Raw genomic sequence first — 19,157 nt, 5'->3', positions numbered from 1 at the left:
TTACTTCGCCCCCTCAACAAGCGCGATGAACGAAGCCGGCTGCAAGCTGGCACCGCCAACAAGCGCGCCGTCGATGTCGCTTTGTCCGAGGTATTCTGTTACGTTTTCCGGTTTAACACTGCCGCCGTATTGAATACGAACTGCACTCGCAACCGTCTCGTTGTACAGATCCTTCACCAGCGTACGGATGTAAGCAATAACTTCATTCGCATCTTGGGAAGTGGAGGATTTACCTGTACCAATCGCCCAGATTGGCTCATAAGCGATAACGACTTGTGCCGCTTGCTCTGCAGACAGACCTGCCAAAGCAGCTTCTGTTTGCACTTTGCATACGTCTTTCGTTTGGTTCGCTTCGCGCTCTTCAAGCGTCTCACCAAGGCAAAAGATTGGAGTCAATCCGTGACGGAATGCTGCATGCAACTTTTTATTGACAGTCTCATCGGTTTCCGCAAAATATTGACGGCGCTCCGAGTGACCGATAATGACGTAATCCACACCCAGGTCTTTCAGCATTACACCGCTGATTTCACCTGTGAATGCACCGTTGTCTTCAAAATGAAGATTTTGTGCACCAATTTTGATGTTTGTGCCTTTAACGGCTTCTACCAGGGATGGCAGATTTGTAAACGGTGCGCAGATTACAGTTTCCACGCCTTCAACTTCCGCTTTTCCTTTAACTTCCTGAATGAAGTCATTGGATTCGGAAACCGTTTTGAACATTTTCCAGTTACCTGCGATAATCGGTGTTCTCATGGGTTTCAACTCCTTCATGCTATAGACTACTAAAACTTACTTGTCGTTCAATGCCACTACGCCTGGAAGTACTTTGCCTTCCATGAACTCGAGCGATGCACCGCCACCTGTAGAGATGTGGTTCATTTTGTCAGCCAATTTGAACTTCTCAGCTGCTGCTGCGGAGTCACCGCCACCAATTACAGTGTAAGCTTCTGTCTCTGCGCAAGCTTCTGCTACTGCACGAGTACCGTGGGAGAAGGGCTCGATTTCAAATACGCCCATTGGTCCGTTCCATACAACCAATTTGGAGTTTTTGATCACGTCAGCATAGATCTCACGTGTTTTAGGACCGATGTCGATACCTTCCCAATCTGCTGGGATGCCGTCGATGTCAACGATTTGTGTGTTTGCTTTCGCACTGAAATCGTCAGACACTACGATATCTACCGGCAGGTAGAAGTTTTTGCCCAATTTTTTCGCTTTTTCGATGAAACCGAGAGCAACATCAAGTTTGGAATCATCCAGCAAGGATTGTCCAATTTCATGTCCTTGTGCTTTGAAGAACGTGTAAGTCAGACCACCACCGATGATCACGTTGTCTGCAATGTTCAGCAGGTTGTCGATTACATCGATTTTGTCCTTAACTTTGGATCCACCAATGATGGCTGTGAAAGGACGCTCAGGGTTGGAGATGGCTTTACCCAACACTTCAAGTTCTTTCTCCATCAACAAACCGGACACTGCTGGCAGCAAGTGAGCGATTCCTTCAGTCGAAGCGTGTGCTCTGTGAGCTGCGCCAAACGCATCGTTAACGAAAACGTCAGCCAGTTCAGCAAATTGTTTTGCCAGTTCCGGATCGTTTTTCTCTTCGCCTGCGTGGAAACGAACGTTTTCAAGCAACAATACGTCGCCATTGTTCAGTTCAGCGATTTGAGCTTTAACAGCATCACCAACAGAATCGTCAGCTTTAACAACGGTTTTACCCAGCAATTCAGACAAACGCTCAGCTGCTGGAGTCAAACGCAAGGATTCAACCACTTCGCCGTTTGGACGACCCATGTGGCTTGCCAAAATGACTTTAGCGCCTTTTTCAATCAAGAAGTTGATTGTAGGAAGCGTTGCACGAATACGTTTGTCATCTGTAATTTTACCATCTTCGAGCGGCACATTGAAATCTACACGGACAAAAGCCCGTTTTCCTGTCAATTCGATATCGCGTACACTTTTTTTGTTCATCTGTATTTCCTCCGCACCCATGTATTTGGTGGACCAATCAAGAGCTAAAATCTCTTGTCAATCCTGGTGTTTTTGAGAAATTTGCAAAATGTAGATATATAAAGAGCGGAAACAATATAGCATCTGTTTCCGCTCTATGTTATTGCAGATATTACTTAATCATTTTTGCAAAGTGCTCCAACGTGCGAACCAATTGTGCAGTGTAGGACATTTCATTGTCATACCAAGCTACAGTTTTAACCAATTGTTGGTCGCCAACAGTCAGAACTTTAGTTTGAGTTGCATCAAACAGGGAACCGAAAGTGATTCCTTGGATATCGGAAGATACGATTTCGTCTTCTGTGTATCCGAAAGTTTCTGGATCGGAAGCTTCTTGCATAGCTGCGTTAACTTCTTCAGCAGTTACTTTTTTGTTCAGAACAGTTACGAGCTCAGTCAGGGAACCAGTAGCTACTGGTACACGTTGAGCTGCACCATCAAGGATGCCTTGCAGTTCTGGGATTACCAGACCGATTGCTTTAGCAGCACCAGTTGTGTTAGGGATGATGTTTTCAGCTGCTGCGCGAGCACGACGGAAGTCACCTTTAGGGTGTGGAGCATCCAACGTGTTTTGGTCGCCAGTGTAAGCGTGAATTGTAGTCATCAAACCTTGAACGATTCCGAATTTGTCTTGCAGCGTTTTTGCCATAGGTGCCAGGCAGTTTGTTGTGCAAGATGCGCCGGAGATTACAGTTTCAGTACCGTCGAGGATTTCATGGTTTACGTTGTAAACGATGGTTTTCATGTCGCCAGTAGCTGGTGCGGAGATAACAACTTTCTTAGCTCCACCTTTCAAGTGTTTCTCAGCTGCTTCTTTCGTTGTGAAGAAACCAGTACATTCCAGAACGATATCTACGCCCAGGTCGCCCCAAGGAAGTTCTTCCGGGTTACGGTTAGCCAATACTTTAACTTCTTTGCCGTTTACTTTGAAGAAGCCATCGTGTACTTCAACATCGCCATCGAAGCGACCTTGAGTTGTATCATATTTGAGCAAATGAGCCAGCATTTTAGCGTCAGTCAAGTCGTTGATTGCTACTACCTCGATGCCTGCTACATTTTGAATACGGCGGAATGCCAAGCGTCCAATACGTCCAAAACCGTTAATACCTACTTTAATCATGAGTAAGTTCCTCCCAAGTTTTGATTAATTTTTTATGAAACTTATATATTCAAGACAGACGGTAAAGTCCGTCAAGACAACAATGGTTGAGGTGAAAAATAAACTTTTATTCCAATTCAGCAACGATGACTTCGGCAGCAGCCTCATCAATAATCAGAATATCTTCCTGACCAAATCGCAACACGGAATGTATAGCAGCAGCTTTGCTTTTGCCACCTGCAATTCCAATCACAACATCGGTTCGTTCAATATCCTGAAGTCGCATACCCAGTGTAAGCATGGTATGTACCACCTTACCCTGATCGTTAAAGTAATAACCGAAAGATTCAGATACAGCTCCTTGCTCCTGAAGTTCATCTATAATCTCCGTCGCAAGTTTACGTCTTGTCGCCATCTCCACGGCATCACCAATTCCATGAATAACAATCCGCGATTTCCGAATCAGCTGCAGAATCTCCTGAACACTGGGGTCCTGGATTAATGATTCATAGGCATGATCACTAAGCAAATCCGGTACATGCAGGAGTTTGTATTGCGCTCCTACCCGTTTTGCCATTGTGGATGCGATCGTATTCGCCTGAATTTCAAGGCTTTCTCCTAGTCCACCGCGTGCCGGTACGAACCAGACACCTTTGAGAGATGTTGGTGGATTAAGTTGCTCTGCGACTTCGGCCGTTGTTGATCCGCCAGTAACGGCGACAACGTCGTTGTCACTCATGATATTGCCGAGAGCCTTCGCTCCGGCTCTGCCCAGTTCCCTTTTGGCAAACGGAGATACGTCCGAATCACCAGGAACCACAACTACCTTTTGCAGACCGTAGGCTTGCTTGATGCGCTCTTCCAGCTCGGATAATCCGAACAACTCTTTGGCTACGGGCTCTAACTGCTGCAGCAAATCATACCCTGCCTCGCTGATCTTCATTCCTGCACTGTCAATTTCAATAAGTCCCTGAGCCTTTAACAGATCGGTCTCAGCCCTCAGAACCCGCTCGGTCATCTGCATGGAATTAGCTAACGTTCTTCGTCCGATCACATCCGATAACATGATCTGTTGCAGAATCGTATACCTCTTTTTCAAGATATCCATGAGATCAGGCAGAAGCTGCTTTTGTACTTCTAAAATCGTTCGCATGCTTTCCACTCCCGCAAGTTCTCGTTCCAAGCTCTCTTTCGTGGCCCTAAAACGTCCCGGGTTAACTTTTTAAGTCCCACGTCTATTCTACCTAAAACTGACGTGACATGCAAGTGTTTCAACGTGTTATTTCGACACGCTTCTACCGTTTGTACGCGCCTATTTTCACAATCCTAGACTTCACCTGATCAAGGACTACCTTACGCATACCATATATAGAAGAAATAAATTATTCTCATCTACATATCGCTCAGAATTACATTTCATACGGCATGTCCAAAACCTCTATTAGCATTTACATAAATGCGCTCTTTATCCATTCTTCTTCATCATGATCATTTTTAGCTCAATCCAAACCACATCCACAATGAACTGCTTGCAATTAAATATTTCATGAGCTATAATCAGTATTGCTGTCACATAATGTGCGCCCGTGGTCCAATGGATATGACGTAGGCCTCCGAAGCCTGAGATCCAAGTTCGATTCTTGGCGGGCGCGCCATTTTTTATTTAACAGCTCATAACCCTTTTAACCCATGAAACCGGAAAGGTTTCTTTTTTTTGTAAGTTAGTTTGACTTTCTTTGACTTTTTGTTTGGAATTGTTTATTATGTGGGTAATACGGTAACAGTTTAAGTAGAAACACCAATAACATTTACATTCCGAGGAGGTTTTTCACGTGAGTTTTATTCCAATGGTCGTTGAACAGAGCAACCGGGGTGAGCGCGCCTACGACATCTACTCCAGATTGCTGAAGGATCGTATTATTTTCCTTGGTAGCGATGTTAATGACGTAGTGGCTAATGCCATTATGGCACAGATGTTGTTCCTGGCTGCGGAAGATCCGGAGAAAGACATTCACTTATACATCAACAGCCCAGGCGGATCGATTACAGCTGGTATGGCCATTTATGATACAATGCAATTCATCAAACCGGATGTATCTACCATCTGTGTAGGTATGGCGGCTTCCATGGGTGCATTCTTGTTGAATGCCGGTGCAAAAGGGAAACGTTTTGCGTTGCCTAACAGTGAAATCATGATTCACCAACCACTTGGTGGTGCTCAAGGTCAAGCTTCCGACATCGAAATCCGCGCTCGCCGTATCCTGAAAATGCGTGATACCTTGAACCGCATCATCTCTGAGCGTTCAGGTCAACCGCTGGAGCGGATTGAGAAAGATACAGATCGTGACTACTTCATGAGTGCTGCTGAAGCTGCCGATTACGGTATCATTGATAAAGTTATTGAAAACGTAGGTTCCCAAGGCATCTAAGTGTAATGTAGACACGGTCTACGCGTTAACATATCAACACCTAACGTAATCAGCAACACCTCATTGTGTTGTCTATACGGGAAGAAGCCCTCATCATAATCATGATGAGGGCTTCTTTTTTTCATTTTATAAGAAAGATAACTGAAGAGTGCATAATAATGATTCTTTATTTGGTTCCCGTTACATTACTGAAAGGTTCTGTGCCTTTAGGGAGAAGCTCTTTGTACGTAAATGGCATTTCAGGGAATCCCTCTGCGTATGCCGTATATTCATACAACTGGAAGAACACAACTACACCCGTTGGTGTCACATAGAAATCTTGATCTTTATTCAATCCTTTGTAACCGTCGAGGTACCCGCCGCGGGCTTTCAGTTGTTCACCCACTTTTTTACTCAACGTCTCGCGCATGGTTTTGTTATTTTGCAGCACATCATCTAACGTAAGCTCCTTGCCTGTGTCCAGTGCAAAGGTGTGGCCCGTACGGTATGTCATCCCATGAGCGCCAGCATAATCTTGGTATCGTTGTGTAATGAGTCCCAGCACGCCTTTTTCGTTGTACGTCACTACATAAGAGCTCTCAAATGCATATGGACGATTAGCTGTTGCACCGCCGAATTCAGATGTCTGTTTTTTAAAGTCAGCTACATAAGCATCCACTTCGTCTTTCAGCACTTTGTTGATCGCCGCTTCAGCTTCTTTGCTGGCAAGTCCACTCACCTGTGGATATTGAACATCTACTTCAGCATTTTTCACAGTGACATTAACTGTTGCCGCTTTAATTTTAACGTTATTTTGTTTCACCTTGCTGAGTGTCAACGTTTTTGTTTTGCCATCCCAATTTCCCTGTACACCCAGATAATCTCTCATTGCTGAGAATGGGATATATAATCTGCCGTTGATCAGCTTTGCGTCCACTTGAGGATAATAGTTGTTAATTCGAACACTCGGCTCGCCATCCAATAGGCTGATCGTCATCGTGTTATTGGCTGCTGTCAAAGCGTACTCTTTGGTTTTCGCATCATATTTCAGCGTTCCACCTGCCACATCTTTAACTGCCGTAAGAGATACCCAAGTTGAGCCACCTTGAAGAAGTCCTTTTTGAGTCAGTGTTTTTCCACCCGATTTCAGAGTTACCTCAGCCGGGGTTGTCACTTTCGAGGATACCGATGCTGCCTGAACCGAACTATCCTGCCACACCGAACCGCTACCTACAATAATTCCTGCTGCAAGCAGCGCACTTGTCCATTTTTTCCATGATGTCATATATAAAACTCCTCTCTGAATTCACAATTAGGGATCATTGCGTATGTAATCCTGACCTGATCGCATATCTCATACGCTCACCTCTCTATTATAATTAACCCGATTTCGGAAAGGTTTACAGCTCGAGTTACAATGTTGATGATTATCAGACGGAAAAAATAACGGGATATGACCTTTTTGTCACGAACAACTGTACAAAAAAGATACCAAAAACAGCATTTCATGCAGCTTCTAAAAGGGACACCCCTATCTAACTTCATCAAAGTTTGCTTTTCCAACAAAAAAAAGACTCTGTCCACAGGACAAAGTCTTTGTCATTATTTCGTTGTACCCTTCAAATGACACTTGAAAAGGTTACTTGAGCTTACAATCTAGTTCAATCTTGTTTATTTCATTTCATAAGTGATATTCAGGATTGTGCTCACTTTAACCTGGCCTGTTTCAATCTCCGTACCACCTGCTGTATCTTGTGCTTTGGACATCAACGCCTCACTTGCATAGAACACAGGCACATTAGCATCACCTTGGCTTACGGAAAGAACAGCACCGAGTTGACGTTTAACTGCTTTTGCAATAGCTCCAGCTTTCACATCTGCATTGGCAACAGCTTTCTCAATCACTTGAGACTCATAACTTTCCGGATTTTCTACAGTAAAGCGCACATTCTCAATATTGTTGGCACCCGCACCCGAAGCAGCATCAAGCAGCTCGCCGATCTTGTCCATCTCACGATATGTGACTGTCAGCGTATGATGCGCTGTGTATCCTTTAATTTGTTGTCCGTCTTTTTCGCTATACGTGTAGTTGGGTTGTACAGAGAACTGACTCGTTTGAATGTCATCTGCACTGATCTTCCACGTATTCTTTAGCAAGTTGGTTACTTTGGAAACTTTAGCAGCATTGGCTTTTTGGGCAGATGCAGCTGTCTCCGCAGTACTGTTCACACCAATGGACAGATAAGCGATATCAGGTTTCACCTGAATCTCACCTTTACCCACCACATTAATTACATTCTGTTGTACACCCTGAACCTCTGCAGCGTATGCATAGTTACCTGGTGCAACCCATGCTGTTCCTCCAACAAGCAACGTACTTGCCACCAGCACCGCACCGAACGGTTTCATCCATTGTTTACCCATCACGATAGCCTCCTTATGTGTTAACATCTCAAACTTTAATCGATTTGATACCTTAACAGACGGGACAAATTCCATAATGTTGCACTTGACGATAGCATAAACGTGAAAAACGCAAAAAAGCCCCTTTCGGGACTTCTTCATTGGATGATCATATCTTATTGGTTTTCGAGCTCTTCCTTGCTTACCAGACTAACTAAAGCGTTTACAGCCTGTTCGGCATCCGCGCCTTCTGCACTAATATGGATTTCCGTACCTGTGCTAATCGCAAGGCTCATGATCCCCATGATACTTTTTGCATTAACTTTTTTGTCGTCCTTCTCGACGAACACTTCAGATGAGTACTTATTCGCTTCTTGAACGAAAAGTGCCGCAGGTCTGGCATGGAGACCCGTTTTCAAACGGACAACTACCGGGTGCTTTGTCATGGAAACTTACCCCCTATTATGAAATCTGGACATTAAATACACAATTATATTTATACAACATTATAACATTAACCCGTGCAGGACACTAGAAGAAAAAAACTCAGGTTACTTTGAAGGGCATAATCATGCCCCATTTTGCCTTTTGTACATCGCACCAAGTTACCTGAGTGACTCTTCTCGCTCCTTAACGCATAACTAAACCGACGGTTTGTTCCATAAAAACAAGCGACCTTGTTAATTTACCCTACTACGTATTAACCTTAACCCTACCGTTCTGCTCGTACTTTTTCAGCCAGCTCATCAATTTTACGAAGCCGATGGTTCACACCCGACTTGCTGACTGTACCTTTAAGGAGTTCGCCAACTTCCTTCAAGTTGATATCCGGATGAGCCAGTCGAACCTCCGCAACTTCACGAAGCTTCTCAGGCAACGATTCCAGACCAACTTCCTTTTGCAACAACCGGATATTATCAATTTGTCTTACTGCCGCTCCGATCGTTTTATTCAGGTTGGCGGTCTCGCAATTGACAATCCGGTTAACGGAGTTACGCATGTCTCGCATGATTCGTACGTCTTCAAACTTGAACAAGGCCTGGTGAGCACCAATGATGCTGAGCAGCTCAATGATTTTCTCGCCCTCCTTAATGTATAGGATGAATCCTTTTTTCCGTTCTATACACCGGGCATTCAGATGAAATTCATTGGCCAAGTCAACTAGTGCCTGACAGTGCTCTTCATACATGGACGCAATCTCCAGATGGTACGAAGAACCTTCCGGATTATTGACCGATCCACCTGCCAGAAATGCACCGCGAAGATAGGCCCGTTTACAACAGTTCTGCTGAAATAGCTCCGTATTAATCCCTGGCGTAAACAGGAAGCCCTCAGATACAATATGAAGACTATTGAGAATCTCCTGTACCATGGTTGGAATACGAACAATATATACATTGTTCTTTTTCAGCCGCATTTTTTTGCGGACCAGTAATTCCGTATGCACTTGAAAATGCTTTTTAAGCAGAGAGTATGCCCGTCTTGCGATGGCGGCATTCTCCGTCGAAATATCCAAGATGACTTTTTTATTCGATAATTGCACTGCACCAAGCATACGGATGAGGGCTGAAAGTTCCGCCTTTTCGCAGCACGGTTCGCTCTCGATCATGGTTAACTCTTTTTTGGTCTGTGCTGCAAACGACATGGGACTTCACCTCTTCCGTAACATCCAATTTTGTACCAGTTGGTAGATGTGATGACTTAACTTGTCGGCATCATGACGCAGATAGGTTTTGAACAGAACAAGCGTATCTGCAACCACCTGATAGCCGACACTTTCGAGTACATTCATATCCAGTACAACCGGTTTTGCTCCTTTTTCCGCATACTTATTCTGCACTTGCAGCGGAATATCACCATTATTTACGATAACATAGTCGAAGAGCTGATGACCTATATGCTCGTGTACCGCCTTAAGGTGGTCACTTACCGTATAGTTATCTGTTTCTCCTGGCTGTGTCATGACATTACAGATAAACATCTTCACCGCATCAGCCTCTACCACAGCCTCAGCAAGCTTCGGTACGAGTAGATTGGGAAGGATGCTTGTATAGAGGCTGCCTGGCCCGATCAGAATGGCGTCAGCTTGACGAATGGCCTCTACTGCCTCTGGCAACGGCTCCACGTGATCCGGTTCAAGGAAGACACGTTTGATGCGTCCACCCGCCTCAGGGATTTTGGACTCACCTGTAATAATTGTCCCATCTTCCATCTCCGCATGCAACACCACGGCCTGCCCGGCTGCTGGTAATACCTCACCTCGAACGGCAAACACGCGGCTAAGCTCCCGCACCGCGGTCACAAAGTCGCCCGAAATATCCGTCATTGCAGCCAAAATCAAATTTCCCAAGCTGTGGCCTGCAAGCCCCGCGCCTGTATTGAAACGGTACTTTAACATATCTGAAAGCAATGGTTCTACATCAGCCAGTGCCGTAAGCACATTGCGAATGTCGCCCGGAGGCGGCATCTGTAGCTCATTGCGCAGGATGCCTGAACTTCCACCGTCATCTGCAACCGTGACGATGGCCGTGATATCCAGCGGCTTCTCTTTCAAACCGCGCAACATCACGGATAATCCGGTTCCGCCGCCCATTACAACTATTCTCGGACGTTCTCTTCGTGGTCCGGCCTCTTTCATCCCTTCACCCTCTTCAATGACGGTCCCGGTCAGCGTCGCGATGGCTCACGGTGACAGCTTCAGTCTCGCTGCTTCCCAACATCTTGCCCAAATATTCCGATATTGCTACCGAACGATGCTTGCCTCCGGTACAGCCGATTCCAATAATAACCTGGCTTTTGCCTTCCTTCCGGTATTGCGGAATCAGGAAATGCAGCATATCCAGCAGCTTCGTCAGAAACGCCTGTGTCTCTGGCCATTTCATGACATATTCATACACATCACTATTCTGCCCCGTATTCGGACGCAAATGATCAATATAATGCGGATTCGGTAAAAAACGTACATCAAACACCAGATCGGCATCGATTGGAATGCCATATTTGAATCCAAACGACGTAATATTCACCGACAGCATTTGGCTTTCCAGATGAGAAAAGCGAGATATGATGCGTTCTTTCAGTTGAGCAGGCTTCATCGTACTTGTATTCAGTACCTGAGTTGCAGAGTTTTTGAGTTCCTCCAGCATCTTGCGCTCCAGCCGGATGCCGTCCAGCGGCATGCCCTCAGGAGCCAGCGGATGTCTGCGCCTGCTTTCTTTGTAACGTTGAACAAGTACAGAATCTGTAGCATCCAGGAATAAAATTTCGCAATGAATGGTAAAATGATCTTTAATATAGTTCAAAGACTCGGACAGAGCCGTAAAGAATTCACGCCCGCGCAGATCGATAACCAATGCAACTTTACCAATCTTGCCATTCGACTGTTCAATCAGTTCCGCAAATTTTGGAATCAATACCGGCGGCAGATTATCCACACAGAAGAAACCCAAATCCTCCAGGCTCTGTACTGCAATCGTTTTACCTGCTCCGGACATGCCCGTAATGATAATGAGCGTGGCGCCTGTGCCTGGTGAGCCTTCACCTTCAAGCATAAATGTCCCCTCCTTATCATATTGCTGTCTTCGTATATTGTTACGAGGTTACTAGGAACGCAAGAGAAGACCTGCTGCACCCACAATACCTGCATTATTACCAAGTGTAGCTTCCAGGATCTGAACCCCTTCTTGCAGCGGTTCCGGTGTCAAACTAGCAAATACGGTACGAATTTCATCAAACAAGAAATTACCCGCTTTGGATACGCCACCACCGATGATGAACATCTCCGGGTTAATGACAGCTGCTACAGTAGCCATGGACTTGCCCAGGTAGAAGGCCGCACGGTTTACAATGCGCTGTGCCACCTCATCGCCTGCCTTCGCAGCATCGAATACTTCCTTGGCTGCAATCTTGTCGACGAGTGCCAGTGACGTATGATCACCGCGTTCTACTGCATCCTTCGCCATACGGATAATTCCTGTAGCAGACGATACCGTTTCAACACATCCCATTTTACCACAGCCGCACTTGATGGCCTCCAGATCAGGTACAACACTAATATGCCCCAGTTCTCCCGCCATACCTGAGAATCCCTGATAGATGTTTCCATTCAGGATCAAGCCTCCGCCAACACCCGTACCGAGGGTATAACATACGCAATTGTCTACGCCTTTTCCTGCACCTGCCCATACTTCACCCAGTGCAGCTACATTCGCATCGTTATCTATTTTGATTGGCTTGCCCAGACGTTCTTCCAGAATCGAACGAATGGCTACATTCCGAAATCCGATGTTAGGGGCATGAACGATAATTCCCTCGCGTACATTCGTGAAACCGGCCACTCCAGCACCTACACCCTCAAGCTGTTCCCAACTGTAAGGTGATTTGGCTACGATATGTCGGACATACTTCTCGATGTTGGCGATGACCGTGTCTACGCCCTTATCCACTTCAGTCGGTCCTTCATACGTATGCATTAGCTGACCTTGTTCATCGCATATACCGACCTTGATTGCTGTTCCGCCGAGATCGACCCCAACGTAGATTTTCTCAGACATGCTGCAAGCCACCTTTATCTATCTAAAATAGTTTAAGTCCTACGTACCAACTATAATTGAAGGATACGCCTGGGTCAAGACGATAAGACCTTGGATACACTATGCTCCGTTAGGGTTGTGAACCACATCACACACCATTTTTGAATACGTATACAATCGGATTACCTTCGTTTATAAACGTACGCTTTATTCCTTCCTCCATAGCAGAGGAAGCCTCAACTCATGATATTGCATCTTCACTCGTTCCATTCGTAAAAGATGATCATCGTCACCTCAGAGTGGTGACCCATCTCACCCACCCCACCACCTGTCATTCTCATGCAGCGAGCTGCCGAATGAAGGTATTGCCAACACAAAAGCGCCTTCCGCAGATGGAAGGCGCCCTTACTTTTATAAAAATTTGAAGTTGTAGAATTTGATTAAACTCGGTTGATCTTCTTACATTATAACTTCGTTTCCACACGTACCGGCTCTTCTGTCTTCTCCATCTTGTTCACATCCAGAATATCGAGCAGGAAGACGAAGATTGGAATACCAATGATCAGTCCCCAGATCCCCAGGAAATGTTGCGACAGAATCAGTACGATAAAGGTATAGAACATCGGCAATTTCGTCTTGTGTGCCATGAGCTTCGGATTCAGGAAGTAGGTTTCAAGCGCATGAATGATAATGATCATGATGATCACGATAATACTCAGTTTCAGTCCACCCATCTGATACCCAATCAGACAGAGCGGCACCAGGGAGATGATCACCCCTGCCACAGGCACCAAACTTAACATAAATACGAGAATGGTCAATGCGAACAAATACGGATATCCAAGAATCCAGAGCCCCAGCATCGTCAGCACCGTATTGAATACAGCAATCAGCAATTGTGCCTCAATCACTTTACCGAAAGAAGAAACAAATTTATCGCCCAAGTAAGCTACTTCCGTATAAAACCATCCGATTTTGCTTGTTTTGAACTTGGACGTAAATTTGGATATCTCCTGCTTCTGCAACAAGAAGAACAGACTCAGAATGATAACGAGCAGTATAAACTCCAACCATTTGCTCAAAGCAAAAATATATTTCAATGCATCATTGGTATAATTTTTGATATCGAAGGATTGAAGGTAACCCGCAATCTTGGAAGCAAAATTATCACCATCTGCACTGTCCAGAAATTTCATAATCTCGTTCGTCAACTGAACGACCTGATCCACAATCCGCGGTGAATATCTGGATATACCAAGCACAATCACTGCGATAACGATCATATAGAGCAGGATGACCACGACTTTATAGTTGACCGGAAACAGCCGATTCAGGCCACCTGTAATGAAATGCTGTAGCCTGTTCATGACATACGTCACCAGGAACAACAGCAGAATCATGTGCAGCATACTCCCCATACTGAACAAAATTAAACAGAATAAGAGCAGAATCAAAAACCGTCTCACTGTTGCATTTTGTAACCAATCTTTTATCATTTCCCCCAAAATCTTCACCTCACAGCTAATATGCCCCATATGTATACGAACTCATGCCCACTATAGTTTCAAAAAAAGAGAAGCCTTCCGGCTTCTCTCATTTTATGAGACTTCCCGTTGTCTCTTATTTCTAGCCTATGCCTAACCTCACGGATGTCATGCTTACTTATCCAACGTTTCGCTCCAGTCATGCACAATGCTTCCTTCAAGGAATTTCTCGCAATCCATCGCAGCCATACAACCTGATCCGGCTGCCGTAATGGCTTGACGATACTTCGTATCCTGAACATCACCGCAGGCAAATACACCCGGAATATTGGTCTCCGTTGTTCCCGGTTTAACCACAACATAACCATGTTCGTCCAGTGTGATCGCATTACCCAGGAATCCGGTATTTGGCGTGTGACCAATGGCAACGAATACGCCATCCGCTTCAAGCAACTCTTCCTGCCCCGTCTCATTATTGCGTACCTTCAGCCCTTTGACACCCATTGCTTCAGGCACAACCTCAAGTGGAGTACGGTTCAGCGCCCACTTCACCTTCTCATTGTTGCGAGCCCGATCCTGCATAATCTTGGATGCACGCAATTCATCCCGGCGGTGAACCAATGTGACGTCCGTTGCAAAACGAGTCAGGAAGCTCGCTTCCTCCATTGCGGAGTCACCACCGCCCACAACCACGATTTTTTTGCCGCGGAAGAAGAAACCGTCACATGTTGCACATGTACTTACACCACGTCCCACATTTTCCTGCTCGCCCGGAATACCGAGGTAACGAGCAGAAGCACCTGTGGAGATAATAATCGATTCAGCTTCCAATTCGCCGATTCCGCCAACCTTGATCTTGAAAGGCTGTTTGCTAAAATCAACTTCTTCCACCCAACCGTTTTTGAATTCCGCTCCAAAACGTTCTGCTTGCTTACGCATGTTATCCATCAGTTCAGGACCCATGATACCTTGCGGGAAACCAGGAAAATTCTCAACTTCCGTTGTCGTCGTCAATTGACCACCCGGCTGAAGACCTTCAATAACCAGTGGGTTCAGATTAGCACGAGCCAGATATATCGCTGCTGTCAGACCCGCAGGTCCCGTTCCGATCACAATCGTTCTGTATTTAGACATATAGATACAGCCTCCTTGATAAGGTGAATGTGTATTGTACTAGCGATGAACTTGCCAAGATGATATCCTACAGGCGTTTTCGAGGCCCATTCGTTAAGTTTACCCGTTTTCCCGGTTGTTGTATCCTTCACCTGATGATGTCTTTCTGAAAACGAGTTGAAGCACACTGAACATTCTATACAAGTGGCGGGTTACTGTTGCACACGCGATGGATCTGCTTGGCATATTTGCTAACCGTTGATGCCGATATCCCATACCGCTCAGCTATGCTTTGATAGGTGACGGGTCGACTGTGATTCTTTGCAGCCAAATATTCAAGTCCTGCAGCCCAACCCTCAATCTGCTTCGTACCCGGAACCTCCGGATGTACCCGGGATACATAATCCGTCCAGATCCGTTCCATCTCATGCTGCAACTCGGCCTTTGCCTCAGACATTTGCAGTGCTCGATCAACAACAGCTTGCCAATGAGCAGTGGAGTGAGATTCCGTTTGCTCTGATGTGGATTGAGCTTTCCCAATGGACTTCAAGGCTACAGGAGACAGGGTTCGAACCACCTGAGTATTCCGATCATCATGTTCAACCGATTTCAATCCGTTCAGCACAACTCGTGCTGCCTCAAGTAAATCGGGTTCTTCTCCTGGCTCTTCAATGAAAGATTGTAGCGCCTGCTGTACCTCATAATCGCCGATCATTCCAAGCGCATGAATAACCTGCAGCTTCGTTGCCCGATCACCATGACGCAAAGCCCAGAAGAACGATGAACGAATCAGTGGATCATTCTTCATTTCTTCAGGTATCCCGTTACCATAGTTCTCCCACTGTCTGAACTGCTCATCAAATGGCAGATGATAGTGATAACTCAGCTTCTCCGGCTCTTGCTCGCCTTGCCGTACAGCCTCAAGACCTGACAGATAGTATCGAGATACTTCCGAACCCGGATCAAGCTTGGACACATGATGCCATAGACGCTCAGCAGCATCATAACGCTCTGTATTATAAGCTGCTACTGCTGCATAGTGAGCAAGTGCCGGATCACCAGCTGTCTCTTCGTCCTTAAGTAAACGACGGAAATGAACATAGGCCGTATCGTGCTGACCCAGAATCCCCATCGTTGTAGCCAGTTTGTAGACTTGTTCGTGCTGGAATGGCACGATGACACGCAATTTTTTGATCAGAAGCAGCACTTGATCAGCCCGGTTCTCATTTTGATGGAAAATAGCGAGATTGCAAAGTGCATGCAGGTTACCTGGTTCCTGTTCAAGCACTTCCGCAATAGTCTCTTTTGCTTTGGGAAACAGCCCCATATAATAGTAGGCGAGTGCCAGATTGTTACGGGCAGCCAGGTAATCAGGATAATCAGATGACATGCCTTCGAGCAGCTCAGCAGCCTGTGCAAATTTCCCTTCTTCCAATAGTTCCCGTGCCTGATCGTGCTCCACTACACCTTTGCGCGATTTGATTCGATTCAGTTTGGTCGGACGATCCAGCTCATAGTACAGAAGCTCCATCATCTCTTCAGCTTCCGTCATGAACTGGCCCTGGGTGTCCTCCTCCAAGTAGGTAACAAGTGCTTGCTCGGCTTCCTCAAACCGGTCCATATTTGCATAATTGTTCGCCATATAGAAATAACATTCCGTCATCGACGGATCTACCACTTCCAGCACGTTAGCCAGAATGGCATTGGAGGCTTCGTAATCCCCCTTCTCCGATAATATACCCGCCATATTACAATGATTCACCGGATTTTCCGGTTCGTATTCAACAGCTTTGCGAAAATATTTTAATGCCTTGTCGACATGATTACGGTCCAGCGAGCGGACAGCTCTTTCAAAAAAGAAAGAAGCATCCAAGTGAATCGGTATAATATTGGCAAGGTGTCCCTCAGCCCGCACTAGCTTGCCCTTCATCTCCCAAGGCACCTCCTCTTTGCATTTCATTCATACTCTTCAGTATACCACATCTTAAGGCCCACTTCTCAATATGTAGTTTCATGTCGTTTATGAAAAAAATGCAAATAAAGACGACATTCCATCATGCACGGATGAAATGCCATCTTTTATTTTTACAAACCTTCTCTTTAGCTATAACGCCTCAGTCCAACCTTGTCGGTTAAGGACTTCTAATAGCTTGGTTCGGTTATGGTAAGATGAGTGTAGCTCATGGTCTAATTTTCGTTATTAGTCCATGATGTAGGAACAGCGCTTGAATCTCAAAAGCTAAAATGATGACCTTGTTTAACGTGCGAGGAAAGGAGCCTCAATGGCTTTAATTCTTCAACGCCATCGAAGGAGACAGTGAAATATGAATGGTCTTATCAAACGGCGTCATGAAATTGACCAGCACAACCTTGCACTTGTCTGGCAGTTTTGCCTCCCGTACCGTTGCCGCCAGATGACCCAACTCGCCTCCAGTAATCTCCAGCCAGTCTTCTCCGCAGGTATAGCGTAACGTACCGCCTTTCCACAAGTAGTGACCCTCACTCGTTTCAATCGCGTCCTCACAGGTCAGCTCCCCTTCGCTTCCGAATACAAAGGATAGCTGCATCATAATGTCTTCCGGCTCCTGCCCCGAAAGATGCATGGTCCATCCGTTTTCCGTTGGCTGTAATTCTGCCCCTACACGGAACGTCTGCTCATGAGTGAGCTGACGGCTCTGATGAGGTAGCAAGTACCATGGACTGATGGTTGATGCAGCCAATTCTGGCAGCAGGTTCGCAGGGACTGGGCCGTAATAGCCTTTTTTCTGCTCGCCAGTCAGTTGATACCCTTCGGACAGTCTTGTCATTTGCTGCATAGGGACATACCCTGGATTAAAGTATGAAGCCAGTTGCACAGCCAGCAGACGCAACTTGCCATGACGAAGAGCGAAGAAGGAAGGAACTTCTGTCATCACTGTCACGCTAGTTGCGCCATCCCGAATTCGGGCTACGGGAGCACCAAAATCCGTATGCATCCGACTGTGAGAGATACGTCCGTGATGCCCTGCCGAATCCATCTGCTCCAGATATTCGTCCCGTACAAAATGTTCATTCAGCATGACCTCATACTGTTCCGGTAATGCATCACGTGTATTATTTGTCTGCTGAAGCTCCGGCTCAAGCATTAATCGAACGAGCGTATTCACCGAGCATACACCCGGATCTGTCAGTGTATCTCCCGCCCAGGCTGCCATGCCAGCAAAGAGTGGATCACCGTCCAGGCGCGCCAAAATGGCATACGGCAGATAATAAGGTGACAGATCATGAACACTGCCCAGATCCTGTCGCCCTGAGTAATCTGTAACAATTTCACCCATAGGATGCACAAGGTACACCATCATACGAAGATTGAGCCTCACCGGTTCAAGCAGTTCAGGACGATTAAGCAGGCGCGCGGCATGAATTAACATGATGTCGCTAACTGCGCTGTATATCCCATTGCTCCGTTCCGTCCACTCCCCATCGGGTGTAATATCCATCCCTTCATCCATCCACTGCTCTGCGCGCTGCACAGCTTCCTCCAGATCAAATAGTTCATGCAGGAAACCAAGCGCCGCGCATAGCACCCAGCGATGATTTGGCGTATGACAACCTCCTGTAAGCATGGTTGGGATTGTCCGTTCCAGAAACAGCCTCATATTGTTCAATACGGGTTGAATCGGCTCCCATTCTTGCTGCTGAAGAAGCTGATACAACTGTGAATACCCTACAACGACAAATGCAGTATCCGGAGGGGAATGGTAATTGGTCCAGCCAGGCGATATTGAACCGTCTTCATGCTGGAAGCGGAGTACAAATTCCGTAGCTAACAGCAGTCGATTTAACAACGCCTCATCCCGGTAATAGATGGAGTCCGGATTGGAGAGCGCAGCTCCCCAGTAACACATATCCGTGGGTGTTCCAGTCGTGTGGTTGACCCAGGCAACACCTGTGTAGGGATCGATGGTCCCTCCATAGTAACGGCTTTCCGGGTCAAGCATCTGCCGGGATATGCCTCTTTCTACCGCTCTGTCATTACTGTCCACCAGTTGTTTGTACATGTGCAGTCCCTCCATACCAATGCATTCTCCCGATGTGAAAGTATGTTGCTTCAGCTCTTCGATTCAGA

General features: G+C 46.1%; 16 protein-coding genes and 1 tRNA gene. 2 read left to right on the top strand and 15 right to left on the bottom strand.

Going from position 1 to position 19,157, the window contains the following annotated elements:
- The 4 genes from tpiA to AC1S8V_RS00905 form a co-directional block, all read right to left on the bottom strand.
- Nucleotides 1–753: a triose-phosphate isomerase gene (gene tpiA / locus AC1S8V_RS00920; protein WP_017691241.1), complete on the bottom strand. Its 753-nt coding sequence runs from the start codon at nucleotides 751–753 to the stop codon at nucleotides 1–3.
- A 36-nt stretch (nucleotides 754–789) separates the two neighbouring features.
- Nucleotides 790–1,971: a phosphoglycerate kinase gene (locus tag AC1S8V_RS00915; protein WP_036674741.1), complete on the bottom strand. Its 1,182-nt coding sequence runs from the start codon at nucleotides 1,969–1,971 to the stop codon at nucleotides 790–792.
- A 151-nt stretch (nucleotides 1,972–2,122) separates the two neighbouring features.
- Nucleotides 2,123–3,130, bottom strand: a complete 1,008-nt coding sequence (gene gap / locus AC1S8V_RS00910) for a type I glyceraldehyde-3-phosphate dehydrogenase (protein ID WP_017691243.1) — start codon at nucleotides 3,128–3,130, stop codon at nucleotides 2,123–2,125.
- Between the two features lie 106 nt (nucleotides 3,131–3,236).
- Nucleotides 3,237–4,262 carry a sugar-binding transcriptional regulator gene (locus AC1S8V_RS00905; RefSeq protein WP_482072069.1) on the bottom strand — a complete coding sequence of 342 codons (1,026 nt, stop codon included), beginning with the start codon at nucleotides 4,260–4,262 and terminating at the stop codon, nucleotides 3,237–3,239.
- A gap of 427 nt (nucleotides 4,263–4,689) precedes the next feature.
- Between AC1S8V_RS00905 and AC1S8V_RS00900 the strand changes: the two genes are divergently transcribed.
- Together AC1S8V_RS00900 and clpP are read left to right on the top strand one after the other, a co-directional pair.
- Nucleotides 4,690–4,764: transfer RNA gene (locus AC1S8V_RS00900), tRNA-Arg, on the top strand.
- Nucleotides 4,765–4,941: 177 nt separating this feature from the next.
- Complete coding sequence (gene clpP / locus AC1S8V_RS00895) at nucleotides 4,942–5,538, top strand: ATP-dependent Clp endopeptidase proteolytic subunit ClpP (RefSeq protein ID WP_017691245.1); 597 nt, start codon at nucleotides 4,942–4,944, stop codon at nucleotides 5,536–5,538.
- 166 nt (nucleotides 5,539–5,704) lie between these two features.
- Here clpP and AC1S8V_RS00890 read toward each other — a convergent pair whose 3' ends face one another.
- The 11 genes from AC1S8V_RS00890 to AC1S8V_RS00840 form a co-directional block, all read right to left on the bottom strand.
- The gene (locus AC1S8V_RS00890) at nucleotides 5,705–6,802 is read right to left on the bottom strand and encodes a stalk domain-containing protein (RefSeq protein ID WP_482072068.1); all 1,098 of its coding nucleotides are present in this window, start codon (nucleotides 6,800–6,802) and stop codon (nucleotides 5,705–5,707) included.
- A gap of 386 nt (nucleotides 6,803–7,188) precedes the next feature.
- Nucleotides 7,189–7,941: an SIMPL domain-containing protein gene (locus AC1S8V_RS00885; protein WP_482072067.1), complete on the bottom strand. Its 753-nt coding sequence runs from the start codon at nucleotides 7,939–7,941 to the stop codon at nucleotides 7,189–7,191.
- A 155-nt stretch (nucleotides 7,942–8,096) separates the two neighbouring features.
- Nucleotides 8,097–8,366 carry an HPr family phosphocarrier protein gene (locus tag AC1S8V_RS00880; protein WP_056695263.1) on the bottom strand — a complete coding sequence of 90 codons (270 nt, stop codon included), beginning with the start codon at nucleotides 8,364–8,366 and terminating at the stop codon, nucleotides 8,097–8,099.
- Between the two features lie 266 nt (nucleotides 8,367–8,632).
- Nucleotides 8,633–9,565 carry a DNA-binding protein WhiA gene (gene whiA / locus AC1S8V_RS00875; RefSeq protein WP_482072066.1) on the bottom strand — a complete coding sequence of 311 codons (933 nt, stop codon included), beginning with the start codon at nucleotides 9,563–9,565 and terminating at the stop codon, nucleotides 8,633–8,635.
- A 6-nt stretch (nucleotides 9,566–9,571) separates the two neighbouring features.
- On the bottom strand, nucleotides 9,572–10,558 hold the full coding sequence (locus AC1S8V_RS00870) for a gluconeogenesis factor YvcK family protein (RefSeq protein ID WP_482072065.1): 987 nt from the start codon (nucleotides 10,556–10,558) through the stop codon (nucleotides 9,572–9,574).
- Between the two features lie 13 nt (nucleotides 10,559–10,571).
- Nucleotides 10,572–11,471, bottom strand: coding sequence for an RNase adapter RapZ (gene rapZ / locus AC1S8V_RS00865; protein ID WP_017691251.1), 900 nt, complete (start codon nucleotides 11,469–11,471; stop codon nucleotides 10,572–10,574).
- A gap of 51 nt (nucleotides 11,472–11,522) precedes the next feature.
- Nucleotides 11,523–12,473 (bottom strand): ROK family glucokinase, encoded by a 951-nt coding sequence (locus AC1S8V_RS00860; RefSeq protein WP_482072064.1) that lies wholly within the window; start codon nucleotides 12,471–12,473, stop codon nucleotides 11,523–11,525.
- 443 nt (nucleotides 12,474–12,916) lie between these two features.
- Complete coding sequence (locus AC1S8V_RS00855; RefSeq protein WP_482072063.1) at nucleotides 12,917–13,948, bottom strand: AI-2E family transporter; 1,032 nt, start codon at nucleotides 13,946–13,948, stop codon at nucleotides 12,917–12,919.
- Between the two features lie 162 nt (nucleotides 13,949–14,110).
- Complete coding sequence (trxB, locus tag AC1S8V_RS00850) at nucleotides 14,111–15,070, bottom strand: thioredoxin-disulfide reductase (RefSeq protein WP_482072062.1); 960 nt, start codon at nucleotides 15,068–15,070, stop codon at nucleotides 14,111–14,113.
- 175 nt (nucleotides 15,071–15,245) lie between these two features.
- Nucleotides 15,246–16,979, bottom strand: a complete 1,734-nt coding sequence (locus tag AC1S8V_RS00845) for a tetratricopeptide repeat protein (protein ID WP_482072061.1) — start codon at nucleotides 16,977–16,979, stop codon at nucleotides 15,246–15,248.
- Nucleotides 16,980–17,337: 358 nt separating this feature from the next.
- Complete coding sequence (locus AC1S8V_RS00840; RefSeq protein WP_482072060.1) at nucleotides 17,338–19,089, bottom strand: hypothetical protein; 1,752 nt, start codon at nucleotides 19,087–19,089, stop codon at nucleotides 17,338–17,340.
- Nucleotides 19,090–19,157: the final 68 nt, after the last annotated feature.

Source organism: Paenibacillus sp. B46(2026) (assembly GCF_056786355.1).
The sequence above is the reverse complement of the archived record's forward strand: the minus strand, read 5'-3'. Positions and strand labels throughout refer to the sequence as shown.

Excerpts from the sequence above, each read along its gene's own strand:
- tpiA (WP_017691241.1), bottom strand. The coding sequence starts at position 753 with ATGAGAACACCGATTATCGCAGGTAACTGGAAAATGTTCAAAACGGTT.
- AC1S8V_RS00915 (WP_036674741.1), bottom strand. The coding sequence starts at position 1,971 with ATGAACAAAAAAAGTGTACGCGATATCGAATTGACAGGAAAACGGGCT.
- gap (WP_017691243.1), bottom strand. The coding sequence starts at position 3,130 with ATGATTAAAGTAGGTATTAACGGTTTTGGACGTATTGGACGCTTGGCA.
- AC1S8V_RS00905 (WP_482072069.1), bottom strand. The coding sequence starts at position 4,262 with ATGCGAACGATTTTAGAAGTACAAAAGCAGCTTCTGCCTGATCTCATG.
- AC1S8V_RS00890 (WP_482072068.1), bottom strand. The coding sequence starts at position 6,802 with ATGACATCATGGAAAAAATGGACAAGTGCGCTGCTTGCAGCAGGAATT.
- AC1S8V_RS00885 (WP_482072067.1), bottom strand. The coding sequence starts at position 7,941 with ATGGGTAAACAATGGATGAAACCGTTCGGTGCGGTGCTGGTGGCAAGT.
- AC1S8V_RS00880 (WP_056695263.1), bottom strand. The coding sequence starts at position 8,366 with ATGACAAAGCACCCGGTAGTTGTCCGTTTGAAAACGGGTCTCCATGCC.
- whiA (WP_482072066.1), bottom strand. The coding sequence starts at position 9,565 with ATGTCGTTTGCAGCACAGACCAAAAAAGAGTTAACCATGATCGAGAGC.
- AC1S8V_RS00870 (WP_482072065.1), bottom strand. The coding sequence starts at position 10,558 with ATGAAAGAGGCCGGACCACGAAGAGAACGTCCGAGAATAGTTGTAATG.
- rapZ (WP_017691251.1), bottom strand. The coding sequence starts at position 11,471 with ATGCTTGAAGGTGAAGGCTCACCAGGCACAGGCGCCACGCTCATTATC.
- AC1S8V_RS00860 (WP_482072064.1), bottom strand. The coding sequence starts at position 12,473 with ATGTCTGAGAAAATCTACGTTGGGGTCGATCTCGGCGGAACAGCAATC.
- AC1S8V_RS00855 (WP_482072063.1), bottom strand. The coding sequence starts at position 13,948 with ATGATAAAAGATTGGTTACAAAATGCAACAGTGAGACGGTTTTTGATT.
- trxB (WP_482072062.1), bottom strand. The coding sequence starts at position 15,070 with ATGTCTAAATACAGAACGATTGTGATCGGAACGGGACCTGCGGGTCTG.
- AC1S8V_RS00845 (WP_482072061.1), bottom strand. The coding sequence starts at position 16,979 with ATGAAGGGCAAGCTAGTGCGGGCTGAGGGACACCTTGCCAATATTATA.
- AC1S8V_RS00840 (WP_482072060.1), bottom strand. The coding sequence starts at position 19,089 with ATGTACAAACAACTGGTGGACAGTAATGACAGAGCGGTAGAAAGAGGC.